Raw genomic sequence first — 24,964 nt, forward strand, 5'->3', positions numbered from 1 at the left:
CGGGCGGCGATGGCGCGCGCCCGCAGGAGGGCGGCCGATGCTGATCCAGATCCTCAACGGGCTCGTCTACGGCGGCCTGCTCTACATCCTGTCGGTCGGCCTGGTGCTGATCTTCGGCTTGAGGCGCGTGGTGAACTTCGCGCACGGCGCCCTGTTCATGGTGGGGGCCTATGTGGGCTACGCCGCCAACATGGTTCTCGGCCTCTGGGGCGCGGTGGCCGCCTCGGTGCTGGTGCTGTCGGTGCTGGGAGTCGCGCTGGACCGGCTGGTGTTCCGCCCGCTCCAGAAGGAAGACCCCATGGTCACGGTGCTCGTGACCTTCGGCATCCTGCTGGTGCTGGAGGACGTGGTGCGCACCATCTGGGGCCGCGACCTCCTGAGCTTCCCCACCCCGCCCGCGCTTTCGGGCACGATCGCCCTGGGCGATGCGAGCTTTCCCGTCTACCGCCTGCTGGTGGTGGCGGTGGCGGTGCTGGTGGCGGCCGGGCTCAGCTGGTGGCTGCGGACGAGCCGCGCCGGCCTCCACGTCCGCGCCTCCAGCGTGGATCCGCTCACCACCGGCATGCAGGGCGTGGACACGGAACGCCTGAGCGCGCTCGTGGTGGCGCTCGGCTCGGCGCTGGCGGGCCTCTCCGGCGTCATCGCCGCACCGCTCGTGGCCCTGTCGCCCTCCATGGGAAGCTCGATCCTGATCGAGAGCTTCATCGTGGTGGTGACGGGCGGCCTCGGCTCCTTCACCGGCGCCTTCGTGGCGGCGCTCGTCATCGGCCAGCTGCACAATCTCGGGGTGGTCTACGTGCCCCACATCGCCTCCATGATCCCGCTCATCCTCATGGTCGCGGTCCTGATCTGGCGCCCAAACGGCATCGTGAGGACCTGAGCCATGAGCGAGACCTCCAACCTCTCCGCGCCGCTGGTGGCGGCGCCCGTGGCGCGACGCGACATCGCCTTTCCCGCGACGCTCGCCATCGTCGCGGTGGCGGGGGCGCTGGTGCCCGGACACATCGGCTCGGCGCTGCTCCTCACCCTGCTCACCCAGGCGACCATCGGCGCGGTGCTGGCCACCTCGGTCGGCTTCCTCATCCGCCAGAACGGGCTGGTGAGCTTCGGCCATGCGGCCTTCTTCGGCGGCGCGGCCTATCTCGTCGCGCTGGCGGCCCAGAGCGGCATCGTTCCGGCGGAGGTGGCGATCATCGCCGCCGTGCTGCTGCCAACGGTGCTCGCCTTCGCCCTCGCCTTCGTGATGCTGCGGGTGTCCGGCGTCGCCTTCTCCATGCTCACCCTCGCGGTGGCCGAGGCGCTGCACGAGCTGATGATGCGCTGGCGCGAGCTCGCCAACGGCGAGGACGGCCTGCCGGTGCGCCTGCCGAACGCACTGTTCGGCCTGCCCGTTTCCACCTTCCAGCGTCCAGAGACCATGTTCATGGTGTGCTGGATCGTGCTGATGGCGCTCATCGCCGGCCTGTGGCTGCTGTCGCGCAGCCATCTCGGCACGCTCACCCTCGCCATCCAGGACAATGAGGAGCGGGCGCGCTTCATCGGCTACGAGACGCTGCTGCCACGCGCCATGGTGTTCGCCTTGTCGGCGGGGATCGCCGCCATGGGCGGGGTGCTGTTCGCGCTCTACAACGGCTTCGTCACGCCGGACGTGCTGCACTGGAGCCTCTCCGGCGAGGCGCTGGTGATGGCCATCATCGGCGGCGCCCGCACCCTGTGGGGGCCGGCGCTGGGCGCGGTGGTGTTCTTCTTCCTGCGCGATGCCGCCGGCAGCTACACCGAGCACTGGCAGGCGTTGATCGGCATCGTGCTCATCACCGTCACCGTTGCCCTACCCACCGGCGTCTCGGGCGCCCTCGGCCTCATGGTTCACCGGATCCGGGGAGGGCGGCATGGCTGAGACCCTGAGCCTCGAGGCACGCGGCCTCACCCGCAGGTATGGCGGCTTCACCGCGCTGCGCGACGTGTCCATGTCGCTGTCCACGGGCGAGATCCGCGGGCTCATCGGCTCCAACGGCGCCGGCAAGTCCACCTGCATGGACGTGCTGTCGGGGCGGGCGCGCGGCACCGGCTCCTCCGGCACGGTGCTGCTGGAAGGCCGCGACATCAGCACCCTGAACGAGCGCGCGCGGCGCCATGCCGGGCTCGCGCGCTCGTTCCAGAAAACCAACATCTTCCCCGAGCTCACGGTGCGCCGGCAGGTGGAGCTCGCCGCCCGCAAGGCCGAGGTGGACAACACCCAGGACGTGCTGCGCGAGCTGAACCTCCTGCCCCACGCCGAGCGCCGCGCAGCCGACATCTCCTATGGCGACCAGCGGCGGGTCGATCTCGCGCTCGCGCTGGTGGGCCGGCCGAAGGTGCTGCTGCTCGACGAGCCGGCGGCGGGGCTGACCATGGGCGAGTCCCTCGCCCTCGCCCACATGCTGCGCGACCTCGCCGAGCGCTGGCGCCTCACCGTGCTCATCGTGGAGCACGACATGGACGTCATCTTCTCCATCTGCGCGCGCGTCACGGTGCTCCACCTCGGCCAGATCCTGGCCGAGGGCACGCCGGACGAGATCCGCGGCAACACCGACGTGGTGAAGGCCTATCTGGGGAGCGCGGCCGCATGACCTTGCTCGATCTCGAAAGGGTGGATGCCGGCTACGGCCCGGCGCGGGTGCTGCACGACGTCTCGCTGCAGGTGTCGGCGGGCGAGCGGGTGGCCATCCTCGGCCGCAACGGCGTGGGCAAGACCACGGTGGTCAACACCCTCGTCGGCGTGGCCGCGCGCCGGGCCGGGACGGTGGCTTTCAAGGGTCGCCCGGTGTCCGACATCCGCGCCTATTCGGCGGCCCGCGCCGGCCTCTCCATCGTGCCGCAGGGCCGGCGCATCGTGCCGACCCTCACCGTGCGCGAGAACCTCATCCTGGGCGCGGCGCCGGGCCGTCCGGGGCCGTGGAACATGGAGGCGGTGTTCGCCATGTTCCCGATCCTGCGCGAGCGCGCGGACACGCCCGGCACCGCCATGAGCGGCGGCCAGCAGCAGATGCTCGCCATCGGCCGCGCGCTGATGGCCAATCCCGACCTCCTGATCCTGGACGAGCCCAGCGAGGGCCTCGCCCCGGTGGTGGTGGACGAGCTGGGCGAGACGCTCGCAAAGCTGGCCGGCACCGGCACTTCGATCCTGCTGATCGAGCAGAACCTCGGCCTCGTCCGCTCGGTGGCCGAACGATACTACGTGCTCTCCAAGGGCGCGGTGGTGGAGAAGGGGCAGCTCGGCGGCCTCTCCATGGAAACGCTGAAGAAGCACGTCGCGGTCTGACCGCGCGGGCGCGCCGACCAGTTCAAACAAGCAAGACAGGACCGGGAGGAAAAGATGTTGGTCAACAGGCGTGTACTGCTTGCCGCCACGGGCTTCGCCGCGCTCGCCCTCGGCGGGCCCGCGACGGCGGCCGAAAAGGAGCCGCTGCTGATCGGCGTGCCCACCGCGCTCACCGGCCCCTATGGGGATCTCGGCGAGCAGGCGCGGCGCGCGGTCCTGCTCGCGGTGGACGAGGCCAATGCCGCCGGCGGCGTGGACGGCCGCAAGGTGGAGGTCCGCTTCCTCGACACCCAGGCCAAGGCCGAGGCCGCGCGCCAGCAGGCCGAGAAGCTGGTGCTGTCCGGCTACAAGATCCTCACCGGCGCCATCGCCTCGGGCGAGGCGCTGGCCATCGCGCCGCAGCTGGAGCGCTGGGACGCCATGTATGTGGCGACCATCAACAAGGCCGACGAGATCACCGGAAAATCCTGCAATCGCAGGCTGTTCCGCGTGAACCACCCGGACTATTCGGACGCCGCCGTGGTGCGTCCGTGGCTGGCGACCCGCAAGGAGGGGAAGTGGGCCATCATGGCCTCCGACACCGCGTGGGGCCGCAACTCCGCCGCCAGCTTCACCAAGGCCGCCGAGGCCACCGGCAAGAGCGTGGCGGCCGAAGGCTTCGCCAGCCTCGGGACCAATGATTTCGCGCCCTACATCCAGAAGATCGCCGATTCCGGCGCGCAGGGGCTGTGGGTCGCGCTCGCGGGACGCGACGCCATCAACTTCGCCACCCAGGCCAAGCAGTTCGGCCTGCTCGGCAAGGTTACCACGGCCGGCGTGAGCTTCGTCACCGACAACACGGCGAAGACCCTGGGCGACACGTCGAAGGGCATTCTCGGCGTCATCAACTACAGCTCCACCTTCGATTCTCCGCAGAACAAGGCGTTCGTGGCGGCCTGGGAAAAGAAGTATCCTGGAACGACACCCTCCAATTTCGAGGGAGAGACCTACATCGGCATGCAGGTCATCTTCCAGGCGGTGAAGAAGGCCGGCAGCGTGAAGCCGGCCGACGTGAGCGCCGCCATGGAGGGCACCACCTTCGACACCGTGTTCGGCGACGCGCTCATGCGCAAGGAGGACCACCAGCTGGTGGTGCCCAACTTCTTCGGCGACGTGGTGGAGGTGAACGGCCAGCCGAAGCCGGTGATCACCATGGTGGTCTCCGCGGCCGAAGCGATGCCCGCGCCTGACGCCAGCTGCAAGATGTGACGCGGCTTCCGCGCCTTCTCATCCGGGCCGCCACGCTGGAGCGGCGGCCCGTTCTTTCCGGGAGACATGCGTGAACACCATCGACCTCAACGGGCGCACCGCCGTGGTGACGGGTGGGGCGGGCGGCATCGGCCGTGCCATCGCCGATCGGCTCCTCGCCTCCGGCTGCCGCGTCGCCGTGTGGGACCTCAACGTGACGGCGGGCGAGCGCGAGGGCCTTGTCTTCCAGCAGGTGGACGTGATCGACGAGGTCGCGGTCACGGGGGCTGCCGCCCGCGCCGAGGAGGTGCTCGGCGGCATCGACATTCTGGTCAACAATGCTGGCATCACCGGCCCGACCGAGCTGCTCGAACGCTATGACTACGCCGCCTGGCGGCGCACCGTGGCCGTCAATCTCGACAGCGTGTTCCTGTGCAGCCGCGCGGTCATCGCCGGCATGCGGGCGCGGGCCTACGGGCGGATCGTCAACATCGCCTCGGTGGCGGGCAAGGAAGCCAACCCCACCATGGCCGCCTATTCGGCGGCGAAGGCGGGCGTCATCGGCCTCACCAAGGCCCTTGGCCGGGAGCTGGCCGAGACCGGCATCCTCGTCAACTGCGTCACGCCGGGCCTGATCGGAACCGAGCTCTTGAAGCAGATGTCGCCCGAGGCCGTCGCGGCCTCGCGCAGCAAGATCCCGGTGAACCGGGTCGGCGAGCCGAGGGAGGTGGCGGCCATGGTCGCCTGGCTGTGCTCCTCGGACTGCAGCTTCACCACCGGAGCGGCCTTCGACATCTCGGGCGGGCGCGCCTCCTACTGAAGAAGGGCAACCCGCGTCTCCCCGCCACGCCGGCGCGTCCGGCGCGGCGGCTTGCGAATGCTTCGGGCAGCGTGGTCTTCGCATCACCGAAGCAGAAGACCGCACCGGAAGCTTGCGAAAAGTCTGGTGAAACGGGCTGGAAGTACCGCATGCTAATTGACACGTATACTGTTTATCAGTATACGTTCTAAAAATCGAGGCCGCACGAAGCAGGCCCGTCTGCAAGCGGCGCGGGGCGCGCCGCGGATGATCCGGCCCGATGGCCGGCGCACGAGACACCGCAGCAACGAACCGACGGAATGGGCTGCACCGCGGCCATCCAACCGTCGACGACAAGGGAGGTTCAGCCAGATGTCGATGATGACTCACGGAGACGTGGCCAACGCCATGCAGCCGGACGACACCCCCGCCCTGCGCGCCCTCTATGAGAGCTTCGATGCGGAGCACATCAAGCCGCTCTGGACCCAGCTCGATGACCTGATGCCCATGCATCCGGCGCCCCGCGCGGTGCCGCATGTGTGGAAGTGGTCGACGCTGCTGCCGCTGGCGCAGGAATCCGGCCGCCTAGTGCCGGTCGGACGGGGCGGCGAGCGGCGCGCGCTGGGCCTTGCCAATCCCGGCCTCGGCGGGCGTCCCTATGTGAGCCCCACCCTGTGGGCCGCCATCCAGTATCTCGGCCCGCGCGAGACCGCGCCGGAGCATCGTCACGCCCAGAACGCCTTCCGGTTCGTGATCGAGGGCGAGGGCGTGTGGACTGTGGTGGACGGCGATCCGGTGCGCATGAGCCGGGGCGATTTCCTGCTCACTCCGGGCTGGTGCTTCCACGGCCACCACAACGATACCGACCAGCCCATGGCCTGGATCGACGGCCTCGATATTCCCTTCTCCTACCAGAACGACGTGGGCTTCTTCGAGTTCGGCTCGGAGCGCGTCACCGACTATGCGACGCCCCGCTTCTCGCGCGGCGAGCGGCTGTGGGCGCATCCCGGCCTGCGGCCTCTTTCAGGCCTGAAGGAGACCGTCTCCTCGCCCATCGGCGCCTACCGCTGGGAGCATACGGACCGCGCCCTCGCCGAACAGCTGCTGCTGGAGGACGAGGGCCAGCCCGCCACCGTGGAGCAGGGTCATGCCGCCGTGCGCTACGTCAACCCCACCAATGGCGGCGACGTGCTGCCGACCATGCGCGCCGAGTTCCATCGGCTGCGCGCGGGCACCGTCACGCCGACCCGCCGCGAGGTGGGCTCGACGGTGTTCCAGGTGTTCTCCGGCCGCGGCGGCGCGGTGATCGACGGCCAGGAGCATGCGCTGGAGGTGGGCGATCTCTTCGTCATCCCGTCCTGGGTGCCGTGGTCCCTGTGGGCCGAGGACCAGTTCGACCTGTTCCGCTTCTCCGACGCGCCGATCATGGAGCGGCTGCACTTCGCGCGCACCGCCGCCGAGCAGGGGGACCGGTGACCGGCTCCACCGAGGCGGACGCGCGCGCGGCGCTGCGTGCGCGTCAGGGGCCGGGCGCGCGTTACGATGCGCCGCTGGCCCCAGCGTGCGAGCTCGCCCTCGCGCGCCGCGGCACGGCCTATTTCGCCCGGGTGCTGAACGGATTGCCCGACGAGGCCTTCGCCGCGCCCTCCCGCCTGCCGGGCTGGACGCGGGCCCGCGTTATCGCCCACGTGGGCTATGGCGCGCGGGCGCTCGCCCGGGTGGTGGAGAGCGTGCGCACGGGCGCGGATCTGCCCATGTACGAGAGCGAGGCGGCGCGCGCGTCCGAGCTCGATCTCGGCGCCAGCCTTCCGCCGCGTGCGCTGCGCAACCTGTTCCGCCACGCCGCGGTGCATCTCGACGTGGAATGGCGCGACCTGTCCGACGCCGGGTGGGACGGCTCGGGAAGGGGTCGCGACGGCGCGCCGCTCGCGGTGCGCGCCACCCCGTGGCTCCGGGCGCGCGAGGTCTGGCTGCATGCGGTCGATCTCGATGGCGGCGGCGCGGTGCGGGATTTCCCGCCGGACCTCCTCGACCGGCTTCTGGCCGAGCTTGCAGCCGAGGCCGGCGTAAAGGCGGCGCTAGCGCCCACCGACAGGCCCGGCCCACCCGCGACCGGCGCCGGCCCGAAGGTGTCCGGACGCGCCGCAGATCTCGTGCGCTGGCTCTCCGGCCGGGGGATGGAACGCCTGTCCGGCGACCTGCCCGACGACCTGCCCACGCTGCCGCTCCCGCGCGACGACGGCTAGGCCGCGCTGTCGCCCGGACGATCCCGAACCCGACCCGATACCCCCGCTCCGCGCTTACGGAGGATTATCTTGACCGACCTTGCCACCCTTGAGCCTTCCGCCCTGATCTTCCCCCGGACGGAGCTGCCGAGCGTCCCCGTGCGCGGGCAGCGGGGCGCCTATCCGGTGCACCGCATCTTCTGCGTCGGCCGCAATTATGCCGACCACGCGAAGGAAATGGGCGTCGAGGTGGATCGCGAGGCGCCGTTCTACTTCACCAAGTCGCCGCTGACTCTGGTGCAGACGGGCGCCACCGTGCCTTACCCACCGGGCACCGGGAACTATCACTATGAGATGGAGCTGGTGGTCGCCATCGGCGCCCCGGCCTATCAGGTGAGCGTCGAGGAAGCGCCGAAGGCGGTCTTCGGCTTCGCCACCGGTCTCGACATGACCCGCCGCGACCTGCAGCTCGATGCGCGGGCCAAGCAGCGGCCGTGGGATTTCGGCAAGGATTTCGAGCAGTCGGCGGTGATCGCGCCCATCACCCCCGCCGCGGGCTTCTCCCCCGGCGAGCAGATCATCCGCCTGACCGTGAACGGCGCCGAGAAGCAGAACGCGCGGCTCACCGATCTCATCTGGTCGGTGCCGGAGCTCGTCAGCCACCTGTCGCGCTACTACCACCTCGCCCCCGGCGACCTCATCTACACCGGCACGCCGGCGGGCGTCGGCCCGGTGGTGGCGGGCGACGTGATCATCGGCACCGTCGAGGGGCTGGCGCCCGTCGAGCTGACCATCGGGGCGGCGGCATGACCTTCCACGGCTACTTCCGCTCGTCGGCCGCCTATCGCTGCCGCATCGCCTTCAACCTGAAAGGCATCGCGCCGCCCCTCGTGCCGGTGCACCTGCGGCGCGGCGAGCAGCGCGCCGAAGCCTATCTCGCCCTCAATCCGCAGGGGCTGGTGCCGGCGCTGGAGACGCAGGAGGGGGCGCTCACCCAGTCGCTCGCCATCATCGAATGGCTCGACGAGACCCATCCCGAACCGCCGCTGCTGCCGGCCGGCGCCGCCGCCAGGGCACGGGCGCGGGCCTTCGCCCTCGCCATCTGCTGCGACATCCATCCGCTGCAGAACCTGCGCGTGCTCGCCTATCTGAAAAGCACCTTCGGCGCCGATCAGGCGGCGCTGGATGCCTGGTGCCAGCGCTGGATCGGCGACGGCCTCGCCGCCTGCGAGGCGCTGCTCGCCCGTGAGCCCGTGGCGCCCTTCGCCTTCGGCGAACGGCCGGGCCTCGCCGAGATCTGCCTGATCCCGCAGATGTTCTCCGCCGATCGCTTCGGGGTGGACGTGTCGGGCCTGCCCCGGCTGCGTGCCCTGCGCGCGGCCTGCGAGGCGCTGCCGGCCTTCGCCGACGCCCATCCCGCGCGCCAGCCAGATGCCGAGGCGGCCTGACCGGGCCGCCGCCGCTGCCGAACGCCATCCAGACAGCGCATGCCGAAAGGGAACCACATGTCCGACACGCACTCCATCCTCGTCGCCGGCGGCGGCATCGGCGGCCTTGCCGCCGCGCTCGGCCTCGCCAAGCACGGGCTCCGCGTCACCGTCCTCGAGCGCGCGCCGGTGCTGGGCGAGATCGGCGCCGGCATCCAGCTGGGGCCGAATGCCTTCCACTGCTTCGACTGGCTCGGCGTCGGCGACCAGGCGCGCGCCATGGCGGTCTATATCGACAGCCTCCGCCTGATGGATGCGGTGAGCGGCGAGGAGCTGACGCGCATCCCCCTCGACGATGCCTTCCGCGCCCGCTTCCGCAACCCCTATGGCGTGATCCACCGCGGCGACCTTCACGGCGTTCTGCTCGCGGCGGCGCGGGCCAACCCCCTGGTGGCGCTGCGCACCAGCGCCGAGGTGGTGGACTATGACCAGGACGAGGCCGGCGTGACGGCCCATCTCGCCAATGGCGAGCGCGTGCGCGGCGCGGCGCTGGTCGGGGCGGACGGACTGTGGTCCAACGTCCGCAAGAAGGTGGTGGGCGACGGCAAGCCCCGCGTTTCCGGCCACACCACCTATCGCTCGGTCATCCCCACCGAGCTGATGCCGGAAGACCTGCGCTGGAACGCGGCGACCCTGTGGGCCGGGCCGAAGTGCCACATCGTCCATTATCCGCTGTCGGGCTGGAAGGTGTTCAACCTCGTGGTGACCTACCACAACGATGCCCCCGAGCCGGTCGCGGGCCTGCCGGTGACGGCCGACGAGGTGCGGCGCGGCTTCGAGCACGTGAACGAGCGGGCGCGCCGGATCATCGACCACGGCCGCGACTGGAAGCTCTGGGTGCTGTGCGATCGCGAGCCGGTGACCAACTGGCAGGACGGCCGGGTGGTGCTGCTGGGCGATGCCGCCCACCCCATGCTGCAGTATTTCGCGCAAGGGGCCTGCATGGCCATGGAGGATGCCGTGTGCCTCGCCAATGCCTGCGCCGCGACCAGCGACGTCGAGGCCGCCTTCGCCGCCTATCAGGACCAGCGCCGCCTGCGCACCGCGCGGGTGCAGCTCCAGTCCCGCTGGATCGGCGAGCACATCTACCATCCGGCCGGCGGCCATGCGGACCTGCGCAACGCCGTCATCCGCGCCAAGTCGCCGGAGGACTGGTACCGCTCGGTGGAGTGGCTGTACGGCGGCTCGGGCATCGCCGCCTCGTTCGGCGCCGAGGGCAGGAGCGCGCCGCCGGCCGTCGCGGCCGCTCCGCTCGCGCCGGCGGAGGTCTGACCGGCCGGTCCGCAGGGTCGTCAACGATCACAGAAAGGCATGGAAACACATGCCTCAACGGGGAGGAAAAGCATGCTGAAGAAGCTGAAGGCTTTCGTGGCCGGCTGCGCGATGCTCGCGGCGGCGCCGGCCCATGCCGAATTCACCGGCGGGGTCATCCGCATCGGCGTCCTCAACGACCAGTCGGGCATCTATGCCGACATGGCCGGGCCGGGCTCGGTGGAGGCGGCGAGGATCGCCGTCGAGGAGTTCGGCGGAAAGGTCGGCAACGTGCCGGTGGAGGTGGTCTTCGGCGACCACCAGAACAAGCCGGACGTGGGGCTCAACATCGCCCGGCAGTGGCTCGACGTGGGTGGCGTCGACATGATCGCGGATCTCACCAACTCGTCCATCGCCCTCGCCGTCGCAAGCCTGGTGAAGGACAAGAACAAGGTGGCGATCATCTCGTCGTCCAACAGCAACCGCCTCACCGGCGACGCCTGCTCGCCAAACCATGTGCAGTGGACGCTGGACAATTACAGCCTCGCCAAGAGCACGGGCACGCAGGTGGTGAAGTCCGGCGGCAAGACCTGGTTCTTCATCACCGCCGACTACGCCTTCGGCCACGACATGGAGCGCGAGGCCGGGCAGATCGTGAAGGCGGCCGGCGGCTCGGTGGTGGGCGCGGTCCGCCATCCGCTCAACACCGCCGATCTCTCCTCCTTCCTGGTTCAGGCGCAGGGTTCGGGCGCGACGGTGATCGCGCTCGCCAATGCCGGCAGCGACTTCACGAGCTCGGTGAAGCAGGCGGCGGAGTTCGGCATCACCCAGAGCGGCAAGAGCCTCGCCGGCCTCGCGGTCTACCTCACCGACGTGCGCTCGCTGGGACTTCAGGCGGGACAGGGGCTCTATCTCAGCGAGCCCTTCTACTGGGACCTGAACGACAACACGCGGGCCTTCGCGAGGAAGTTCGCCGAGCGCCGGGGCGGGGCCATGCCCACCGCCTACCAGGCCGGCGTCTATTCCAGCGTCCTGCACTACCTGAAGGCCGTGGCGGCCGTGAACGGGGACAGCGACGGGCGCGCCATCGTCGCCAAGATGAAGGAGCTGCCCACCGAGGATCTGGCCTATGGCAAGGGCTATGTGCGGATCGACGGGCGCAAGATCCACCCCATGTACCTGTTCCGGGTGAAGGCGCCGGCCCAGTCGAAGGGGCCGTGGGACCTCTACGAGAAGGTCACGGAGACCCCCGGCGACCAGGCCTTCAAACCCCTCGCCGACGGCGGCTGCAACCTCGCCTCGCAGAACTGAGGCGCGCGGCCGGGTTGCCCGGAGGGGCGAAAAGTGTCCTCCGGCCCATCCCGGCCGGGGGCCTCCACGCGAAGCACTGGAGAGGCGCGGCTCATCGCAGCCAGCTGCGGTCGCGTCCTCCCCGGCCCCGCCGGCGGTGGAGCGCGACAGGTCGCTGGCCCCCCGGTCATCGCACATTCGGCAAGCTCAATCGAAAGCGACAAGGAAACAGTTCCATGATCGTCGAGGAGCGGATCTACGTTCTGCACACCCATGTGAACGTAAAGGAATATCTGAGCATTTATGCTTCGGAAGGATTGCCCGTCCAGCTTGAGATTCTCGGCGGATTCCTAGGCTATTTCACCACCGAGTTCGGCGTCCAGAACCAGCTCGTGCACTGGTGGGCTTACGAAAACCTCGAAATACGGCGTGAGCGGAGGGCGAGGCTGGCGGAACAGCCGGCCTGGCAGGAGTGCCTGCGGAAAATCCGCCCGATGATCATGACCATGGAAAACAGGATCATGATCCCCACCGCCTTCTCGCCGCTGCCAGGCGCATCGCTGCCCCGCCTCACGCCCGCCGGTTCGCACTGAGAGCGCGGGATCAGCATTTGGATGACATCAGCTGCCTTCACGGCGCGCGCCAGCGGCGCGCGCTCAAGCCATTTCTCCGAACCGGACGCTGCGCTTGACCGAACCGCCTCGCGTTTGGAGGTCAAGGTCGCCGACCGTCCCCAGCCACCCGGTGCGCGGCTGCAACTTCCGCCGACCGATGCCTCTTCCAAAAGGCGCGCTTGAACCGTGTCCGGCCGGGATGGCTTGCTTCTGGATCAGCAACCTCTACGGCCCAGAACCTCATATCGTGCCGTGGTTAGAGGAGATCGCTCGAGGAGGATATCCCCGCATCACCTTCGCGAAGGAACGTTCTTGGAGAGAGCTCCTGGTGCTCCCCGGCGATCACCTGAAGAGCGCGAACATTTGGAATATCCGGAGCCTGAGTTCGTTCGCTTCTGCATTATCAGGCGGTGGCCGAGGGCATCGACCCGAGAACTCGATGTCCTGCTTCCCCGGCTCACCCTGGTGCGCTCGATCTATCGGGCGCGGCCCTCCTCCCACGATGATGATCCGCAGCGTTTTCGTGACAAATGGACCATATTCGGGGAAAGCGAGTCCGCGACAGAGTATCCATTTCAGCGTTCCGGAACTCTCCACCGCTGGATAGAAACTGGGGGCAACGTCAGCCGTTCCGAATGATTGCACCCATCGCTTACGCTGCTGCGAATGCCTTACCTGCGGCTTCGGATAGAACATCTTCCAACAGAACGCCTGGCCTATTCCTCGCCGAAGAAGTCCTCGTCCAACCGCTTGAAGTCGACGGTGCGATAGCTACGGACGCCGACGCCGTGTTCGATCATCAGGTCGGCCAGCTCCTGCCCGTCGATCAGGATGATCCTTTGGGCCAGATGCCTGACGTAGTCGCGCGCCGGCTGGCTGAAGGTGGAGGTGGTGACGAAGACGCCCTTGGTGGCGCCGAGGCCAACGAGACTTCCGACAAAGCCATTCACATCCGGGCGGCCGATGGCACTGCCGGGCGCGTAGCGCTTGGCCTGAACATAGATCCGATCGAGGCCGAGGCGATCCTCGTTAACGATGCCATCGACACCGCCGTCGCCGGAGCGGCCGAGCTGTGCGGCGGCGTCCTTATGGCTGCCGCCATAGCCCATGGCCACCAGGAGATCGACGATCAGCTGCTCGAAAAAGGCCGGGCTGTTGGCGAGGATGCGCTGAAGCAGCTCGTCGCGGAGTGCCGCCGTCAGTGCTGCGTGGGCGGCGTCGATCTGCTCTTCCGGTGTGGTCGGGGGAGGGGCGGCCGTGTCGACGGGCGTCGTGCCGCCGGTGTCCTGTTCGGCCGCGGTACTTTCATTTCTGTAGAATTCGCGGAACTCCGGCTCTTGCATCAGCAGCGCCACGTCGATGCGCTCCGGCGATGTCGCCAGCAGCGCCTTGCCCTTTTCGCTCGCCAGAAAGCGGCCCCGCGCGGGCGAGGTGATCAGACCCGCCTTGCTCATGTAGAATTTCGCCCAGTGGACGCGATTGTGCAGCACACGCTGGCGGCCGCTCGGCAGAAGCTCTTCACGCTCGGCCTCACTCAGCCCGAAAGCGTCGGCAATCCGCTCCGCCACGTCGGCCACGCGTGTCTCGCCCTCGGCGGCGAAGCGCAGGACAGGGAGCATGAGGGTCTGGTAATCGGGGATCGGGCTCATGCCGCAATCACCCGTCCTGCTGTCGTCCGGAGGGACAGGCGGAGATGGTAGGGCGTGACTTGCTCGAAGCGCACCACATCGCCCGGCTCTGCCCCGGTGTGCTTGAAGAACTCGCGCACGAATGTCCGGTTCTGGAAGAAGGTTCGCGGCCGGCCGCTCGCGTGCGTCGGGACAAAGGTGTCAATGTGCCCGGTTCTGAACTCCAGGTGCATCAGGCGCCGCGCCGGCGCCCGGGCATTCGTGCCGCCGAACACATCGGGCGGAAGCTTGCGGTAGAAGGACGTGATGTAGATGTGGGAAAATTTGAGATTGGCGTCGGTCAGTTTGCTCTCGTAAACCGTCATGCCTTCGCTCCCCGCCCGCGCTTCACCTTCGGCGCCGCCGCGCGCTCGGCGCGGATGCGGGCCAGCAGACGCTCGGCGGGCTCATCGTTCTCGTCCTGGGGCACCAGCTCGCCGCGGAAGGCCTTGGCGAGGATCGCCTCGTCCAGCTTGTCCACCAGCGCCAGAGCGCGCTTCGCCTGCTCCGCCAACCGGTCGATCCTGGCGAAGGCGGCTTCGATGCGGCGGACGATTGCGTGTTGTTCTTCGAGGGTGGGGAGCGCGAGCTTGATTGCTCGTATCATCGAAACATTCAGTGTTTTCCTTGCAACTTCTCGCGCATCTCCCGAAAAGCCCTCTTGGCAGTCGCGTGCCTGTAAACGCAATGTAAGCCAATCAGGGTCGACGATACTCCGCTTTGGTCGAATTCGTGCAACTGCCCGAGCAATATTGGCGGGCCCATTCATTCCTTCCACAAGCGCGATACGGCCAATTGTTCCCACCACGGAAAGGAGGATATCTCCGTTCTGAATACGGGCATTTGAAAACTGCTGGTCAATTGAGGACTCGATCCTACGCAGTTGCCCCCATACCACCCGGCCACCAACAAGATCGCACACCCTTACAAGCGGAACCCCGACATCTCTGATCGTGCCGGGCTGCAGGACGCCATATCGTATTGGCGCGTCTGCCTCGACCAGCTCAACGAGGCGCACGGGCCTGCCCTTGCAATGGATAAACGCCTTGCTGAGCACGGCCTGCTTGTAGCGGGAGACGAGGGTTTCAATGCGGGCGAGTTCGGTGCGGGCGCGGGCGGATTTCGCGTTCAGCGCACCCAGCTTGGCCACGATGCGCTTTTGCTCGGCCAGGGGTGGAAGGGGGAGCGCCGTAGTTTCCAAAAAGTGTCTGGGTACACGGCGCTGACCTACCGCTCCGGTCATAGAGCGTTCCGCCGTCTGTCTGTAGCTTTGACGGCGCAGGAAACGCCACACAAAATCGGGCTGCACAGCGCCTTTGGCGCGTAAAACATGAAACTCCGTTGAGCCGCAAGCCATGCCGTTGACCAGGTCTCGCGCAACAGCGATTTTCCCATTCTCCATGCATGGCGTGATCTTTGCAAAAATCACATCGTGATCCGCAAAATGGGTGTAGCCCTTCCAAATATCCGAAAGCGGTCGCACGTTTGACTTGTCGACGATCGTTCCTGTCTCATCGTCCACTGCAGGCATGGGTACGAAGCTTACCTTCAGAGATCGATCTGTTTCGGGATCGTGCTTGGGGTTGAACTCGCAAATATCTTCAAGCGTCACCTCAACCCACCCCTTCGGTAGCGCGCTCATTCCGCCGCCTCCGGCTGCTCATCCGCCAGCTCCGCCATCAGCGCCTCGATCTCCAGCGTCGCGGCCTGCAGATGGCCGAGGATGGTGGCGGCGATGTCGTCGGGCTCGGTGAGGCCGTCTTCCGCTTCGTCCTCCGCCTCGCGCAGCCAGGAGATGTCGAGATTGTCGCCACGGGTGGCGATGTCCGCGCGGGTGAATTTGCGCCAGCGGCCGGCCTCGCCTTCATCCGGGCCGCGCTCGGCGCCATAGGGGCTTTTGCCGAAGGCCTGCTCGAAGCCTTCGAAATGGGCCGCCGTCAGCGGCGTGGTCTTGCCGAAACGCGGCATCTGGGCGCGCAGGTCGTAGATCCAGACGGCCTTGGTGTTGCCGGTCTCGGTCTTGCCGCGGGTCAGGAAGATGACGTTGGTCTTGACGCCCTGGGCATAAAAAATGCCGGTGGGCAGGCGCAGGATGGTGTGCAGGTCGCACCAGTCCATCATCATCTGGCGCAACTGCCTGCCGCGCCCGTCTTCAAACAGCACATTGTCCGGCACCACGATGGCGGCGCGGCCACCGGGCCGCAGCGCGCGGATGCAGTGTTCCACAAAGGGAAGCTGGTAGGACGATACGGTGGCGGTGACGGAGAGGTCGTCGCGCGTCGGCGGGCCACCGGCCGGGCCGAAGGGCGGGTTGGTGAGGATGAGATCGGCGCGGCCAAGCTCCTTGCCCTTGTCGGAGAGGGTATCGCCGAGATCGATGTGGTCGTTCTCCAGATCGTGCAGATAGAGGTTCATCAGCAGCAGGCGCAGCGTGCCCGCCACATTCTCCATGCCGTGGAAGGCGTTACGCTTCTGCCAGGCGCCGCTATCGGGAAGATCGAAATAGCCGTCCGTGCGGGCCTTCATGTCGCGGTCGGCGGCAATCAGAAAGCCGCCGGTGCCGGCGGCGGGGTCCTGGATCACCTCGCCGGGCTTGGGCCGCATGAGGCGCACCATCACGTCGATCAGCACGCGGGGCGTGAAATATTGTCCGGCGCCGCGCTTGGTCTCCTCGGCGTTCTTCTGCAGCAGGCCTTCATAGAGATCGCCGAACTGGTCGCGCTCCTCGGAGAACCAGTCCAGCTCATCGATGGCGGAGACCAACGTGGCGAGATTCTGCGGCTCGCGGATGATGGTGGCGGCGCTGTCGAAAATCTTCTGCACCATGTCCGGCAGCGGCCGCGCATCGGCATAGCGCTTGCGCTCGTCAGGCGTCGCGTTCTCGCCTGGCGGCCGCACCAGGGCATCGTCCTTGCCAAGGCGGGTGCTGGTGGTCCCGAGGGTGACGAGAACGTTGCGATAATGCTCCAGCTTGGCGAGGCCGTTCGCCGCCGCCAGATCCGCCCAGCGCAGACCCTTCGGCAGGCTGCCCGTCTCGCGGTTGCGCTCGGCCATCATCTTCAGGAACAGCAGATAGGTCAGCTCGGTGACATATTGCTGGTAGGTGATGCCATCCTTGCGCAAGACCGTGCAGAGGCGCCAGAGTTTCTGGACGATGGCATTGGCGTTCATGGCATGAGTCTCTGAGGATCAGGAATCGTGACTGCGCTTGTAGCGGGCGCAGGGTCTTGGTCAATGCGCATCGGTCCTTCAGGCGGCGGGCGGCGCCCAGATGGCCTCGTTGAAGGCATGCAGCACCTCGTCGAGCGCGCCATCAAACTCCTGCGAGATGCGCTGGAAGCCGCCCTTGTCGGCGAACGCGCCCTGATCGAGCAGGGTCGGGTCGGCCACGGGCTTGTCCTTGAGCGCGCGGCCGATGCGGCGCAGCCAGTCCTTCTGTTTGCTGGTCCAGGGGCGCGAGGCCTCGATCTTGCCGATCGCATGGTCCACGCGGGTGGCATAGGGGATCAGCGGATCGCCGAGCGCGGCCTGGCGGACGAAGCCGATGATATGGGCGGCAATATCCGCGTTGCGGGCGCGGCCATAGGCGGCGCGCAGCATGGCTTCGGAATAGTTCCTCTCGTCCAGCAGGCCCGCCAGCTCCGACAGTTCCTTGCGGGTGAGATCGCGCGGGCGCTGGGTGACGGCGATGAGCGCCGGCAGCCGGTTCATGTTTTCGCGCACGAAGCGCTCGAAACCGGTGATGTAATCCTCCGGCGTCGTGTTCTTGCCGAAGATCTCCTCGATGCGGAGCAACTCGTCCTCATGGCTGGAGATGACCACGCCATCGCTCCTGTCCGTGCGCAGCGGGCGGCGCTCCAGCAGCTCCACGGCGCGTGGGTGAGCGGCGAGCCACGCCTGAAGCTCGGCTCCGGAGCGGGTGGAAAGGCGCTGCAGGGCCATGTCGGGGTTCTCGCCCGTATGGCGCTCGAAGCTGTCGCGGGTCTCGGCATCCATGCGCTTCACCATGGCCCGCATGCGCACGATCACCTGGCCCGCGACCCAGCTCTTGTCCGCCTCCGTCTGCGCCTTCTGCAGATCGCCCACCAACTCGCCGAGCGAGATGTCGGGCTTCACGACGACCGGGCGCATATCGGTCATCTCCTGGAGCTCGGCATAGAGATCGACGGCATCGAAGATGCGGAAATGCTCCTTGCCAATCTCCGGGCACAGCCGCGTGGCGCGACCGATCATCTGGTCATAGAGGATGCGGCTCTTCACCCGGCGAACGAAAACGAGATTGCAGATGGCGGGCACATCGACGCCGGTGGTCAGAAGATCCACGGTCACGACATATTTCGGATAGGGGTCGTTCTTGAACCTCAGGATCAGGTCGTCGGCGTTTTCGACACGGCCGGTGATCTTCAGCACCATGCCATGGGGAACCGCCTCCGCGCCGTATTCCTCCTGCAGCTCCTCGATCAGCAGGCGCACGATGTCGTCGGCGTGCGTGTCGCGGGCGGCGAAGGTCAGCGTCTTGCCAGGCTTCGAGGGCGGGATCTCGGTGGCAATCGCCCGGCAGACGATGCGGTTGAAGGCCTCCGAATAAACGCGCCTGTTGAAATCGGCGAGGTCGTAATCCAGCGAGACATCGTCGGGCAGATCGAAGAGATCGATCTGCCCGGTCCGGCGGTCGATGATCTCGACCTCCTCGCCGCCAACGAAGTGGATGCCCGCTTCCGAGAGCGCCGTGGTGATGCGCTTCGGCGGCAGGTGGTCGTTGAGATAGCCTTCGACGACGGCCTGGCGATAGCCATAGTGGAAGACAGGGGGGCCGAAGATCTCGCGGGTGTGGAGCGCGGGTGTCGCCGTCAGCGCGACCTTCACGGCATCGAAATAATCGAGGATCTGGCGGTAAGCGGACTGATAATCGTCCATGTTGCGAAAGCCGATGTCGCTTTCGCGCAGCTCCGCATCCAGCGTGTAGCCGCGATGGGCCTCGTCCACGATGATGCAGTCGAAGGTGCCGGGCGAGGGCCGCTTGGCCGGGTCCGGCTCGTTCAGGATACGGGCGATGAGCGACTGGACGGTGGCGACCTGCACCTGGTCCTCGTCCTCCGGCAGCTTCTGCTCCAGCCCCGCCACCTTGTAGATCTGGGCGAAGTTCAGCATGCCCTCGATCTCGGTGGTCTCCAGGGCGTCGGTCGTCTGCTTGCCGAGTGCCTTGCGGTCGACGAGGAACAGGATGCGGCGGAAGCGCTTGTGTTTCAGCAGGCGATACATCAGCGCAATCGCCGTGCGCGTCTTGCCCGTGCCGGTCGCCATGGACACGAGAATGTCGCGCTGGCCCGTGACCACCGCTTTTTCGATCGCCGCGATCGCGTCTTCCTGGTAGGGGCGCATCCTGCCCTTGCCGAAGCTCTCCTCGGCGAGGTCTTGCGCGGCGGTGTCGACATCGGTTGCGAGCTTGTCCAGCAGGTCCTTCGGCGAGAACCAGCTCGTCATGGCGATGGCGCGGTTCGTCTGCCGGCGCACATCTCGATACCAGATGCCGGATTTGGTCAGCCACTGGCGCACATAGGGCCGTCCGTTGGTGGCGAAGACGAAGGGCACGCGGAAGGGATCATCCAGACCATGTTTCCAGGGGCCGTGCGGGCAGGCTTGCTCCGGCGCCAGCAGAAGGGTGCGGGCGTAGCGTTCGGCCTGCTGGAGCGTGGACGGCACATCGACGCTCTCGCGCTTCGCCTCGATGACCCCGACGCAGGTGAGGCCGACGAAGAGGGCGTAATCCGCGCGGCCGTTTTCGCAGGGCCATTCGGCGATCGCGAGGTTGCGGCCTTCTTCCGGCCGTGCCTCCTTCTGGTAGGTCAAGCCGTCGCTGTCGGCCTCCCAGCCGGCGTCAACAAGCTGGATGTCGATCAGGCGGCGGGTCTGACGCTCGTCGAGCTCCAGCCGGCTGGCGGCCTGGAGGCCGGCCTGCTTGAACTGCATCCGCAGTTGTTCGGGCTGGGCCTCGGCGGCCTTCTGCAGTTCGGCGAGCTTGCGCGAGAGCGCGGCCTGATTGGCCTCCATTTCGACGGCGGCCTGTTCCCAAACCGCGCTATCGGCTGCCGCCTGCCTCGCCAACTCTTCGGCTGCGGCCCGGGCCTTGGCGAGCTCGTCGGCTGAGGCATGGGCGGCCGCGAGCTTGTCTTCGGCTTCACGGACCTGGGCGCGCAGTGCTGCAAGCTCTGCCAGTGTCCCCTGGTCGATCTCGGCTGAGGCTCTGGGCGGCACGAACGGGCCTGGCTTGAAATTCGGATCACGCCCGTAGGTGCGACGATACCAGACGCCAAGGGCGCAGCAGAATTTGAGCGCCGCCAGAGCCTCCGCCGGTGAGCCCGCCAAGCTATGGGTTGCCGCGTTGCCACTTTTGCGGACAGCATGGAAAACGTCCGTGACTTCCCGCGGCAAGACCTGCTGCGCTGCCAGTCGCCGCAGGAGATCATGCGTGGTCTCGCGCGCCGCCGGATCATAAACGCCGGAAAGCGCCGCGATCTCCTTGACCATGTACTCGCCGAACTGGCGGCTTTTGATCAGGGATGTGTTGGCGTCTTCAGCAAAGAAGCGCTCGGCCAGAATGCCGAGGCGATGCAGCTCCGGGCTGATCTCCCGGAGATGGTCGAAGTTCACTGACAACGCTGCGCCCCAATCGTTTCTGGCGGATGAGGGTAGATAATTGATGTGATCCGCGCAAACTGGATTGGAGTTAGAAATTGCTGCGCTGTCATCCATTGGCCCGGAAAGCCTACCGATAACGCCTCCATTGAGGCCTGCAATCGGCGCTTCCGAAGTGAATGCCTGAACATCCACTGGTTCCTGACGCTTGCCGGCGCGACCGAAAAGATGGAGGCGAGGGTCAGCCGAAGGGCCAAACGCTATAACGTCGAATTGTGCGACGACGTCATCTGGTGTTCATTTTATTGTTCATGCTCCTGAAGTTGTGCGAGCAATTCCTGCATCGGATCGGTTGCGTCCTCGTCCTTCCGCGCATGAACTGAGAATAATCCGAGGTGGCGCGCGAGTTTTTCGAGGGTGGAGAGCTTGTCCCAGATCTGCAGTGCAACCTTTCGCTCCAGCGTTCCGTCCCTCAGGTCGCGGGTCGTGATTTGCAGAAAGCGGATAGCCGCGCGGTCGTGGGGATTGATCTGGTTCAGAGGCTTGAGCTTGCCCGCCGCGTCAAAGAGCTGGCCGATATCCGCGAAGGCGATGCGGGCCAGTTCCTGCAGCACACGGGCCGCTTCCACCCCCGCCGCCTTTGCTCGGCGCTCCATCGACTCGGCGATCGCCTTTGCGATGTACGGTTTTGGCAGGTTCTCAGCACCAATCTGGCGCGCGGTGCGCTGGCTGCAGGAGCAGCCGACGTGGCAATGGAACACCGCCTTGCGGTGCTTGCCGACAGACACCGAAAGGGCAGGCGTGCGGCGATTGGGATGGGCAGGGCAGAAGCAGAGGCCGCCGCGGCCGGTCCAACGCCCGCCGAGAGCTTTGACCATCTGGCGGGCATCGAGCCCGCCGCGGTGTATGTGGCGTTCAGTCATGGCGGCCACCCGAGACATGAGCAGCTTTCACGTTCTCGATTACGGCGATGAGCTGTGAGCGAGGCCAGCGCGACAGACGGCCCAGCTTCAACGGCTCCGGGATGGTGTGTCCGGGCATGGCCCGATCGTGAGGCGCTTCTCCTTGCCGGCGATCTCATCCCGGAGGCGCCAGACCTTGCCCCCTGCCGGAGAGACGGCGAGGTGGAACCCTCCGCCGTCGGTCAGTTTGTAGGGCTTCTCGGCCGCCTTGGCTTTGCGGATCTGCAGTCTGTGAGCGGCCTTGGCCAGCCTCCCCCCTTACCCGGTTTTTACCCGCGATCGACTACGCTTTAGCGCGATGTCGTGAGGCGCCCTCCAGTCAATATGGCGTGCGACTCAGCGCTGGCAAGGCTTCTAAGGGGATATGAGATGGGACGAAAATAAGGGCTGGCGGGCAGCGCCCGATGAAGATGAGAACTAGGAAAGCGTCATAACCATCTGATAATTATGTACACACACCTGATTATGCGACCACCGGCGAGTTTCGGGGGCATTTGGATGGCAAACGGCGGCCATTTCGGATGTTTGACGGGGTATTTTCTGCATCACCCGCTGATTTTCACCACGTATTCGTTCTCCGAATCTACCTGATCATCCAACCTGCGCGGCTGTTCGAACAAACGTCTGCAACTGGGACCTTTGCGGCGGTCGGCTTCGGAGCGTCCGAGTGTTCTTCGCGGACACCGAGCAGCCGTTTATGTACCGTCCACCGCCGCTGCGATTGCTGCCACTCGTGAAGTCAATTGAGATGCGTGAACCACCCCTCCTCTCAGCGTTAGCGTCGAGCGACTGCAATCAGCGCCGTGGAGGGTATGGGTAGGATTGCACTTTCGCCTGCCATCTGCCGCACCTCGGCGATCACGGCATCTTTCTCGTCCAGACCGAGGCTCGTCCAGTCAGGAGACATGCCGAACAGCGAGTCGGGTTCGGCCAGTGCCCCAACATCTAACTCATAGTCGAAGGTAACATGCTCGATCTTAGGGTCCCGATACCCCGCCGCTATCAGTTCGCGGGCGAAATCCACCGGGTCGCTCAGCGCTTTCACGGCTTCCGGCATTGTCATTCCTTCCCGGCGGGGGAACAGCTTGCGACGAATCTGGCCGAGTAACAGGAAGGTCGCGGCACCCTGCTCGCGCCAGGTTGCGATCACGCCGTACCCGCCAGGGCGCGTCACCCGCGCCATCTCGGCGAGGCCCTTGCGCCAGTCCGGAAACATGATGACGCCGAATATCGAAAATGCGGCATCGAAGCTGGCATCCCCCAAAGAAAGCGCCTGGCCGTCCATGACCCGCGCCTCGACGTTGGGCACATGCGCCGCTGCGATGCGCGCGATCATGCCAGGCGAGAAATCCGTGGCAAGCACCTGCGCCCCCGTTCGAGCTGCGAGCAAAGCCAGTGCACCGGTACCGGCCCCGACATCGAGAACACGACTATCGGGACCTAGGGGCACGCGGGTAAGCGCTGCCTCGGCATAGCGAGCCGTAAAGGGATGGGCCGTCTGCTCATAGTGCCGGGCGGCGGTGTCCCAGTGGTCGGGGCTCTCGAATTCAACCATTTTCGGTGCTCCACGAATCATGTAACATTACAAGTATCGTGACACTGGACCCTTGCCAATCCCCGCCGGCATGCGAAAGCTTCGACCATGCGTAATGACAGCCGCTTGTCGCGAATGCTCCATGTATTGCTCCACATGGCTCGCCACGATGGTCCAATGACCTCCGACGAGATCGCGCGCATGCTGGGCACCAATCCCGTGGTCGTGCGTCGGACGATGGCCGGCTTGCGGGATTCTGGCTATGTGCGATCGGAAAAGGGCCACGGTGGTGGATGGGTCATCGCGGCAGACCTTGGGGCCGTGACTCTTCTCGACGTTCACCGTGCCGTCGGCGGGCCCCGTCTCTTCACGATCGGTAACGGGCACAGAAATACCGACTGCGCGGTTGAAAAAGTCGTCAACGAAGCCTTGGAGAACGCATTGAGCAAGGCCGAGGCAATGTTGATCGCACAGTTGGGTACGATCAGTCTGGCCGAACTGGCACGACGCTTCGACGCGCGGTGTAATTCAACCATCTAGTGGAATAATGCTAAAGCGATACGGCACCAGATAGTAAGCGGCAATTTCGGGTCTTTGGTGGAGGCTCAGCAAGGCTCAATCCGGCCAAGGCTTCAGTATGGCTTCTCCTCAGCCAGCAAACCTGTCGCCATGACGCGGAAAGCCTCAATGGCTTTGGGAAGGACAGCACCTGGTTCATCACTTGCCGCCACCCATAAAGCAGCATTCAACGCCGCGCCGTTGAGAAGACGTGCCGCCGCCTCGTCATCGACGGGCTTCATGATCCCGTTCGCGATCAGCCTGCCAACGGTTTGCTTCGTCATTTCCAGACAGGCGTTCTGGCTGGGCCATTGTGTGGGTTCCCCCAGAAAGGCAGGCCCGTCGAGCAGCACGATCCGGCGGACCTCGGGGTCGAGGGCCATTTCGATATAGGCCGATCCCTCCGCAAGCAGACCTTCCCAGTCGTTCGGCGCGGCCGCCCCCAGTTCTTGTGCCCGCCTCGCCATTTCGCCATCGACTTGAGCGACCACTGCGGCGAGCAGCCCCTTCTTGTCACCGAAATTGTGGTAGAGCGCCCCGCGTGTCAGCCCAACATCCGCGGTGAGTTCGTCCATCGAGGCCGCGGCGAACCCTTTCGCGGCAAAGGCCCGGCGCGCTGCCGAAATCAGTTTGGCGCGGTTTTCTTCCATGGTCTCGATGCGTCGACGCGGCGTCACGAATGGCTGTCCTTTCACATACGCAGTGTATCTGAGTTGACATACGCACCGCATGTCAGATATTCGCATACACAGCGTATATCAAATTGCGCCGCAAATGAGAACCATGCCCCGACTGCGATGAACGCCGACATTGCAGGCTCAAGCCGTTTCAAGAAAGGTTGATCCCATGGCCAAACGTAATGCTGTTTTTCCGACGAGCCGCCATGCCCTCTATGAAGCCCATGGCTATTCGGCTGCGATCGCATCCGGCGATCTCCTGTTCGTTTCCGGTCAGGTTGGAAGCCGTGCCGATGGCTCGCCAGAACCGGACTTCGCCGAGCAGGTTCGATTGGCCTTTTCCAATCTGGGGGCAACGCTGGCGGCGGGCGGCTGCACCTTCGACGACATCGTCGATGTGACGACGTTCCATACCGATCCGGAAAACCAGTTTGAAACGATCATGAAGGCGAAGAGCGACGTCTTTTCGCAGCCACCCTATCCGAACTGGACCGCGATCGGTGTCAACTGGCTCGCCGGCTTCGACTTCGAGATCAAGGTGATCGCCCGCATCCCAGATGAAAGCTGAAGCGATCCTCGTCACCTGATCGCCGGAGGCCTGCGAGCCGACATACGGGGCTTTGTCGAGCAGCTGCTGGGCAGCGATCGCGGACTCCGGCATGGCAGGCGGGCTCTCGCATGGTCGCCGCAAGCGCCAGACGAAGGCCGCCTCCATCCGCTTGAGCACCGTTAGTCG

The 24,964-nt window shown here is 66.2% G+C and carries 24 protein-coding genes and 1 pseudogene; 16 read left to right on the forward strand and 9 right to left on the reverse strand.

Features of this window, described 5'->3' with window-relative positions:
- Positions 1-37: 37 nt before the first annotated feature.
- The 13 genes from V5F59_RS16415 (at position 38) to V5F59_RS16475 (ending at position 12,173) form a co-directional block, all read left to right on the forward strand.
- A complete protein-coding gene (locus V5F59_RS16415; RefSeq protein WP_393976281.1) occupies positions 38-880 on the forward strand; it encodes a branched-chain amino acid ABC transporter permease in 843 nt (280 codons plus the stop codon).
- Positions 881-883: 3 nt separating this feature from the next.
- Positions 884-1,897, forward strand: a complete 1,014-nt coding sequence (locus V5F59_RS16420) for a branched-chain amino acid ABC transporter permease (RefSeq protein WP_393976282.1) — start codon at positions 884-886, stop codon at positions 1,895-1,897.
- Entirely contained in the window at positions 1,890-2,609 is a 720-nt protein-coding gene (locus V5F59_RS16425; RefSeq protein WP_393976283.1) for an ABC transporter ATP-binding protein, read from the forward strand. Before V5F59_RS16420 ends, V5F59_RS16425 begins: the two co-directional genes overlap by 8 nt.
- Positions 2,606-3,301: an ABC transporter ATP-binding protein gene (locus tag V5F59_RS16430; RefSeq protein WP_393976284.1), complete on the forward strand. Its 696-nt coding sequence runs from the start codon at positions 2,606-2,608 to the stop codon at positions 3,299-3,301. The genes V5F59_RS16425 and V5F59_RS16430 overlap by 4 nt, the downstream gene beginning before the upstream one ends.
- Before the next feature lie 54 nt (positions 3,302-3,355).
- Positions 3,356-4,549 carry an ABC transporter substrate-binding protein gene (locus tag V5F59_RS16435; RefSeq protein WP_393976285.1) on the forward strand — a complete coding sequence of 398 codons (1,194 nt, stop codon included), beginning with the start codon at positions 3,356-3,358 and terminating at the stop codon, positions 4,547-4,549.
- Between the two features lie 70 nt (positions 4,550-4,619).
- Complete coding sequence (locus tag V5F59_RS16440) at positions 4,620-5,348, forward strand: SDR family oxidoreductase (RefSeq protein ID WP_393976286.1); 729 nt, start codon at positions 4,620-4,622, stop codon at positions 5,346-5,348.
- A gap of 351 nt (positions 5,349-5,699) precedes the next feature.
- The gene (locus tag V5F59_RS16445) at positions 5,700-6,803 is read left to right on the forward strand and encodes a cupin domain-containing protein (RefSeq protein ID WP_393976287.1); all 1,104 of its coding nucleotides are present in this window, start codon (positions 5,700-5,702) and stop codon (positions 6,801-6,803) included.
- Positions 6,800-7,573 (forward strand): maleylpyruvate isomerase family mycothiol-dependent enzyme, encoded by a 774-nt coding sequence (locus V5F59_RS16450; RefSeq protein WP_393976288.1) that lies wholly within the window; start codon positions 6,800-6,802, stop codon positions 7,571-7,573. The genes V5F59_RS16445 and V5F59_RS16450 overlap by 4 nt, the downstream gene beginning before the upstream one ends.
- A 69-nt stretch (positions 7,574-7,642) precedes the next feature.
- Positions 7,643-8,362 carry a fumarylacetoacetate hydrolase family protein gene (locus V5F59_RS16455; protein WP_393976289.1) on the forward strand — a complete coding sequence of 240 codons (720 nt, stop codon included), beginning with the start codon at positions 7,643-7,645 and terminating at the stop codon, positions 8,360-8,362.
- Complete coding sequence (gene maiA, locus V5F59_RS16460) at positions 8,359-9,000, forward strand: maleylacetoacetate isomerase (RefSeq protein ID WP_393976290.1); 642 nt, start codon at positions 8,359-8,361, stop codon at positions 8,998-9,000. Before V5F59_RS16455 ends, maiA begins: the two co-directional genes overlap by 4 nt.
- Before the next feature lie 57 nt (positions 9,001-9,057).
- The gene (locus V5F59_RS16465; RefSeq protein ID WP_393976291.1) at positions 9,058-10,311 is read left to right on the forward strand and encodes a 3-hydroxybenzoate 6-monooxygenase; all 1,254 of its coding nucleotides are present in this window, start codon (positions 9,058-9,060) and stop codon (positions 10,309-10,311) included.
- Between the two features lie 72 nt (positions 10,312-10,383).
- Positions 10,384-11,601: an ABC transporter substrate-binding protein gene (locus tag V5F59_RS16470; protein ID WP_393976292.1), complete on the forward strand. Its 1,218-nt coding sequence runs from the start codon at positions 10,384-10,386 to the stop codon at positions 11,599-11,601.
- A gap of 215 nt (positions 11,602-11,816) precedes the next feature.
- Positions 11,817-12,173 (forward strand): NIPSNAP family protein, encoded by a 357-nt coding sequence (locus V5F59_RS16475; RefSeq protein WP_393976293.1) that lies wholly within the window; start codon positions 11,817-11,819, stop codon positions 12,171-12,173.
- A gap of 737 nt (positions 12,174-12,910) precedes the next feature.
- Here the strand turns inward: V5F59_RS16475 and V5F59_RS16480 are convergent.
- The 5 genes from V5F59_RS16480 to hsdR form a co-directional block, all read right to left on the reverse strand.
- Positions 12,911-13,843, reverse strand: a complete 933-nt coding sequence (locus V5F59_RS16480; protein ID WP_393976294.1) for a restriction endonuclease — start codon at positions 13,841-13,843, stop codon at positions 12,911-12,913.
- Positions 13,840-14,187 carry a hypothetical protein gene (locus V5F59_RS16485; RefSeq protein ID WP_393976295.1) on the reverse strand — a complete coding sequence of 116 codons (348 nt, stop codon included), beginning with the start codon at positions 14,185-14,187 and terminating at the stop codon, positions 13,840-13,842. Before V5F59_RS16485 ends, V5F59_RS16480 begins: the two co-directional genes overlap by 4 nt.
- Complete coding sequence (locus V5F59_RS16490) at positions 14,184-15,503, reverse strand: restriction endonuclease subunit S (RefSeq protein WP_393976296.1); 1,320 nt, start codon at positions 15,501-15,503, stop codon at positions 14,184-14,186. Before V5F59_RS16490 ends, V5F59_RS16485 begins: the two co-directional genes overlap by 4 nt.
- Positions 15,500-17,032: a class I SAM-dependent DNA methyltransferase gene (locus V5F59_RS16495; RefSeq protein WP_393976297.1), complete on the reverse strand. Its 1,533-nt coding sequence runs from the start codon at positions 17,030-17,032 to the stop codon at positions 15,500-15,502. The genes V5F59_RS16490 and V5F59_RS16495 overlap by 4 nt, the downstream gene beginning before the upstream one ends.
- Before the next feature lie 78 nt (positions 17,033-17,110).
- Positions 17,111-20,614, reverse strand: a complete 3,504-nt coding sequence (gene hsdR / locus V5F59_RS16500; RefSeq protein ID WP_393976298.1) for a type I restriction-modification system endonuclease — start codon at positions 20,612-20,614, stop codon at positions 17,111-17,113.
- Between the two features lie 3 nt (positions 20,615-20,617).
- On the opposite strand from hsdR, the pseudogene V5F59_RS16505 reads away from it, so the two are divergent.
- A pseudogene (locus V5F59_RS16505) lies at positions 20,618-20,731 on the forward strand (integrase core domain-containing protein); the annotation flags it as partial.
- A gap of 68 nt (positions 20,732-20,799) precedes the next feature.
- Here V5F59_RS16505 and V5F59_RS16510 read toward each other — a convergent pair.
- The 3 genes from V5F59_RS16510 to V5F59_RS16520 all read right to left on the reverse strand — a co-directional run bounded on the left by V5F59_RS16510 (position 20,800) and on the right by V5F59_RS16520 (position 23,014).
- Positions 20,800-21,420: a terminase small subunit gene (locus tag V5F59_RS16510; protein WP_393976299.1), complete on the reverse strand. Its 621-nt coding sequence runs from the start codon at positions 21,418-21,420 to the stop codon at positions 20,800-20,802.
- An 87-nt stretch (positions 21,421-21,507) separates the two neighbouring features.
- Entirely contained in the window at positions 21,508-21,708 is a 201-nt protein-coding gene (locus tag V5F59_RS16515) for an Arm DNA-binding domain-containing protein (protein WP_393977046.1), read from the reverse strand.
- A 526-nt stretch (positions 21,709-22,234) separates the two neighbouring features.
- The gene (locus V5F59_RS16520) at positions 22,235-23,014 is read right to left on the reverse strand and encodes a class I SAM-dependent methyltransferase (RefSeq protein ID WP_393976300.1); all 780 of its coding nucleotides are present in this window, start codon (positions 23,012-23,014) and stop codon (positions 22,235-22,237) included.
- Positions 23,015-23,101: 87 nt separating this feature from the next.
- Between V5F59_RS16520 and V5F59_RS16525 the strand changes: the two genes are divergently transcribed.
- Complete coding sequence (locus V5F59_RS16525) at positions 23,102-23,533, forward strand: Rrf2 family transcriptional regulator (RefSeq protein ID WP_393976301.1); 432 nt, start codon at positions 23,102-23,104, stop codon at positions 23,531-23,533.
- Between the two features lie 92 nt (positions 23,534-23,625).
- On the opposite strand, the gene V5F59_RS16530 is transcribed toward V5F59_RS16525, so the two are convergent.
- On the reverse strand, positions 23,626-24,201 hold the full coding sequence (locus tag V5F59_RS16530) for a TetR/AcrR family transcriptional regulator (protein ID WP_393977048.1): 576 nt from the start codon (positions 24,199-24,201) through the stop codon (positions 23,626-23,628).
- Positions 24,202-24,397: 196 nt separating this feature from the next.
- On the opposite strand from V5F59_RS16530, the gene V5F59_RS16535 reads away from it, so the two are divergent.
- A complete protein-coding gene (locus V5F59_RS16535; RefSeq protein ID WP_393976302.1) occupies positions 24,398-24,796 on the forward strand; it encodes a RidA family protein in 399 nt (132 codons plus the stop codon).
- The last annotated feature ends 168 nt before the right edge of the window (positions 24,797-24,964 follow it).

Source organism: Xanthobacter nonsaccharivorans, from assembly GCF_043194755.2.
In the GTDB taxonomy this organism is placed as follows: Bacteria; Pseudomonadota; Alphaproteobacteria; order Rhizobiales; family Xanthobacteraceae; genus Xanthobacter; species Xanthobacter autotrophicus_G.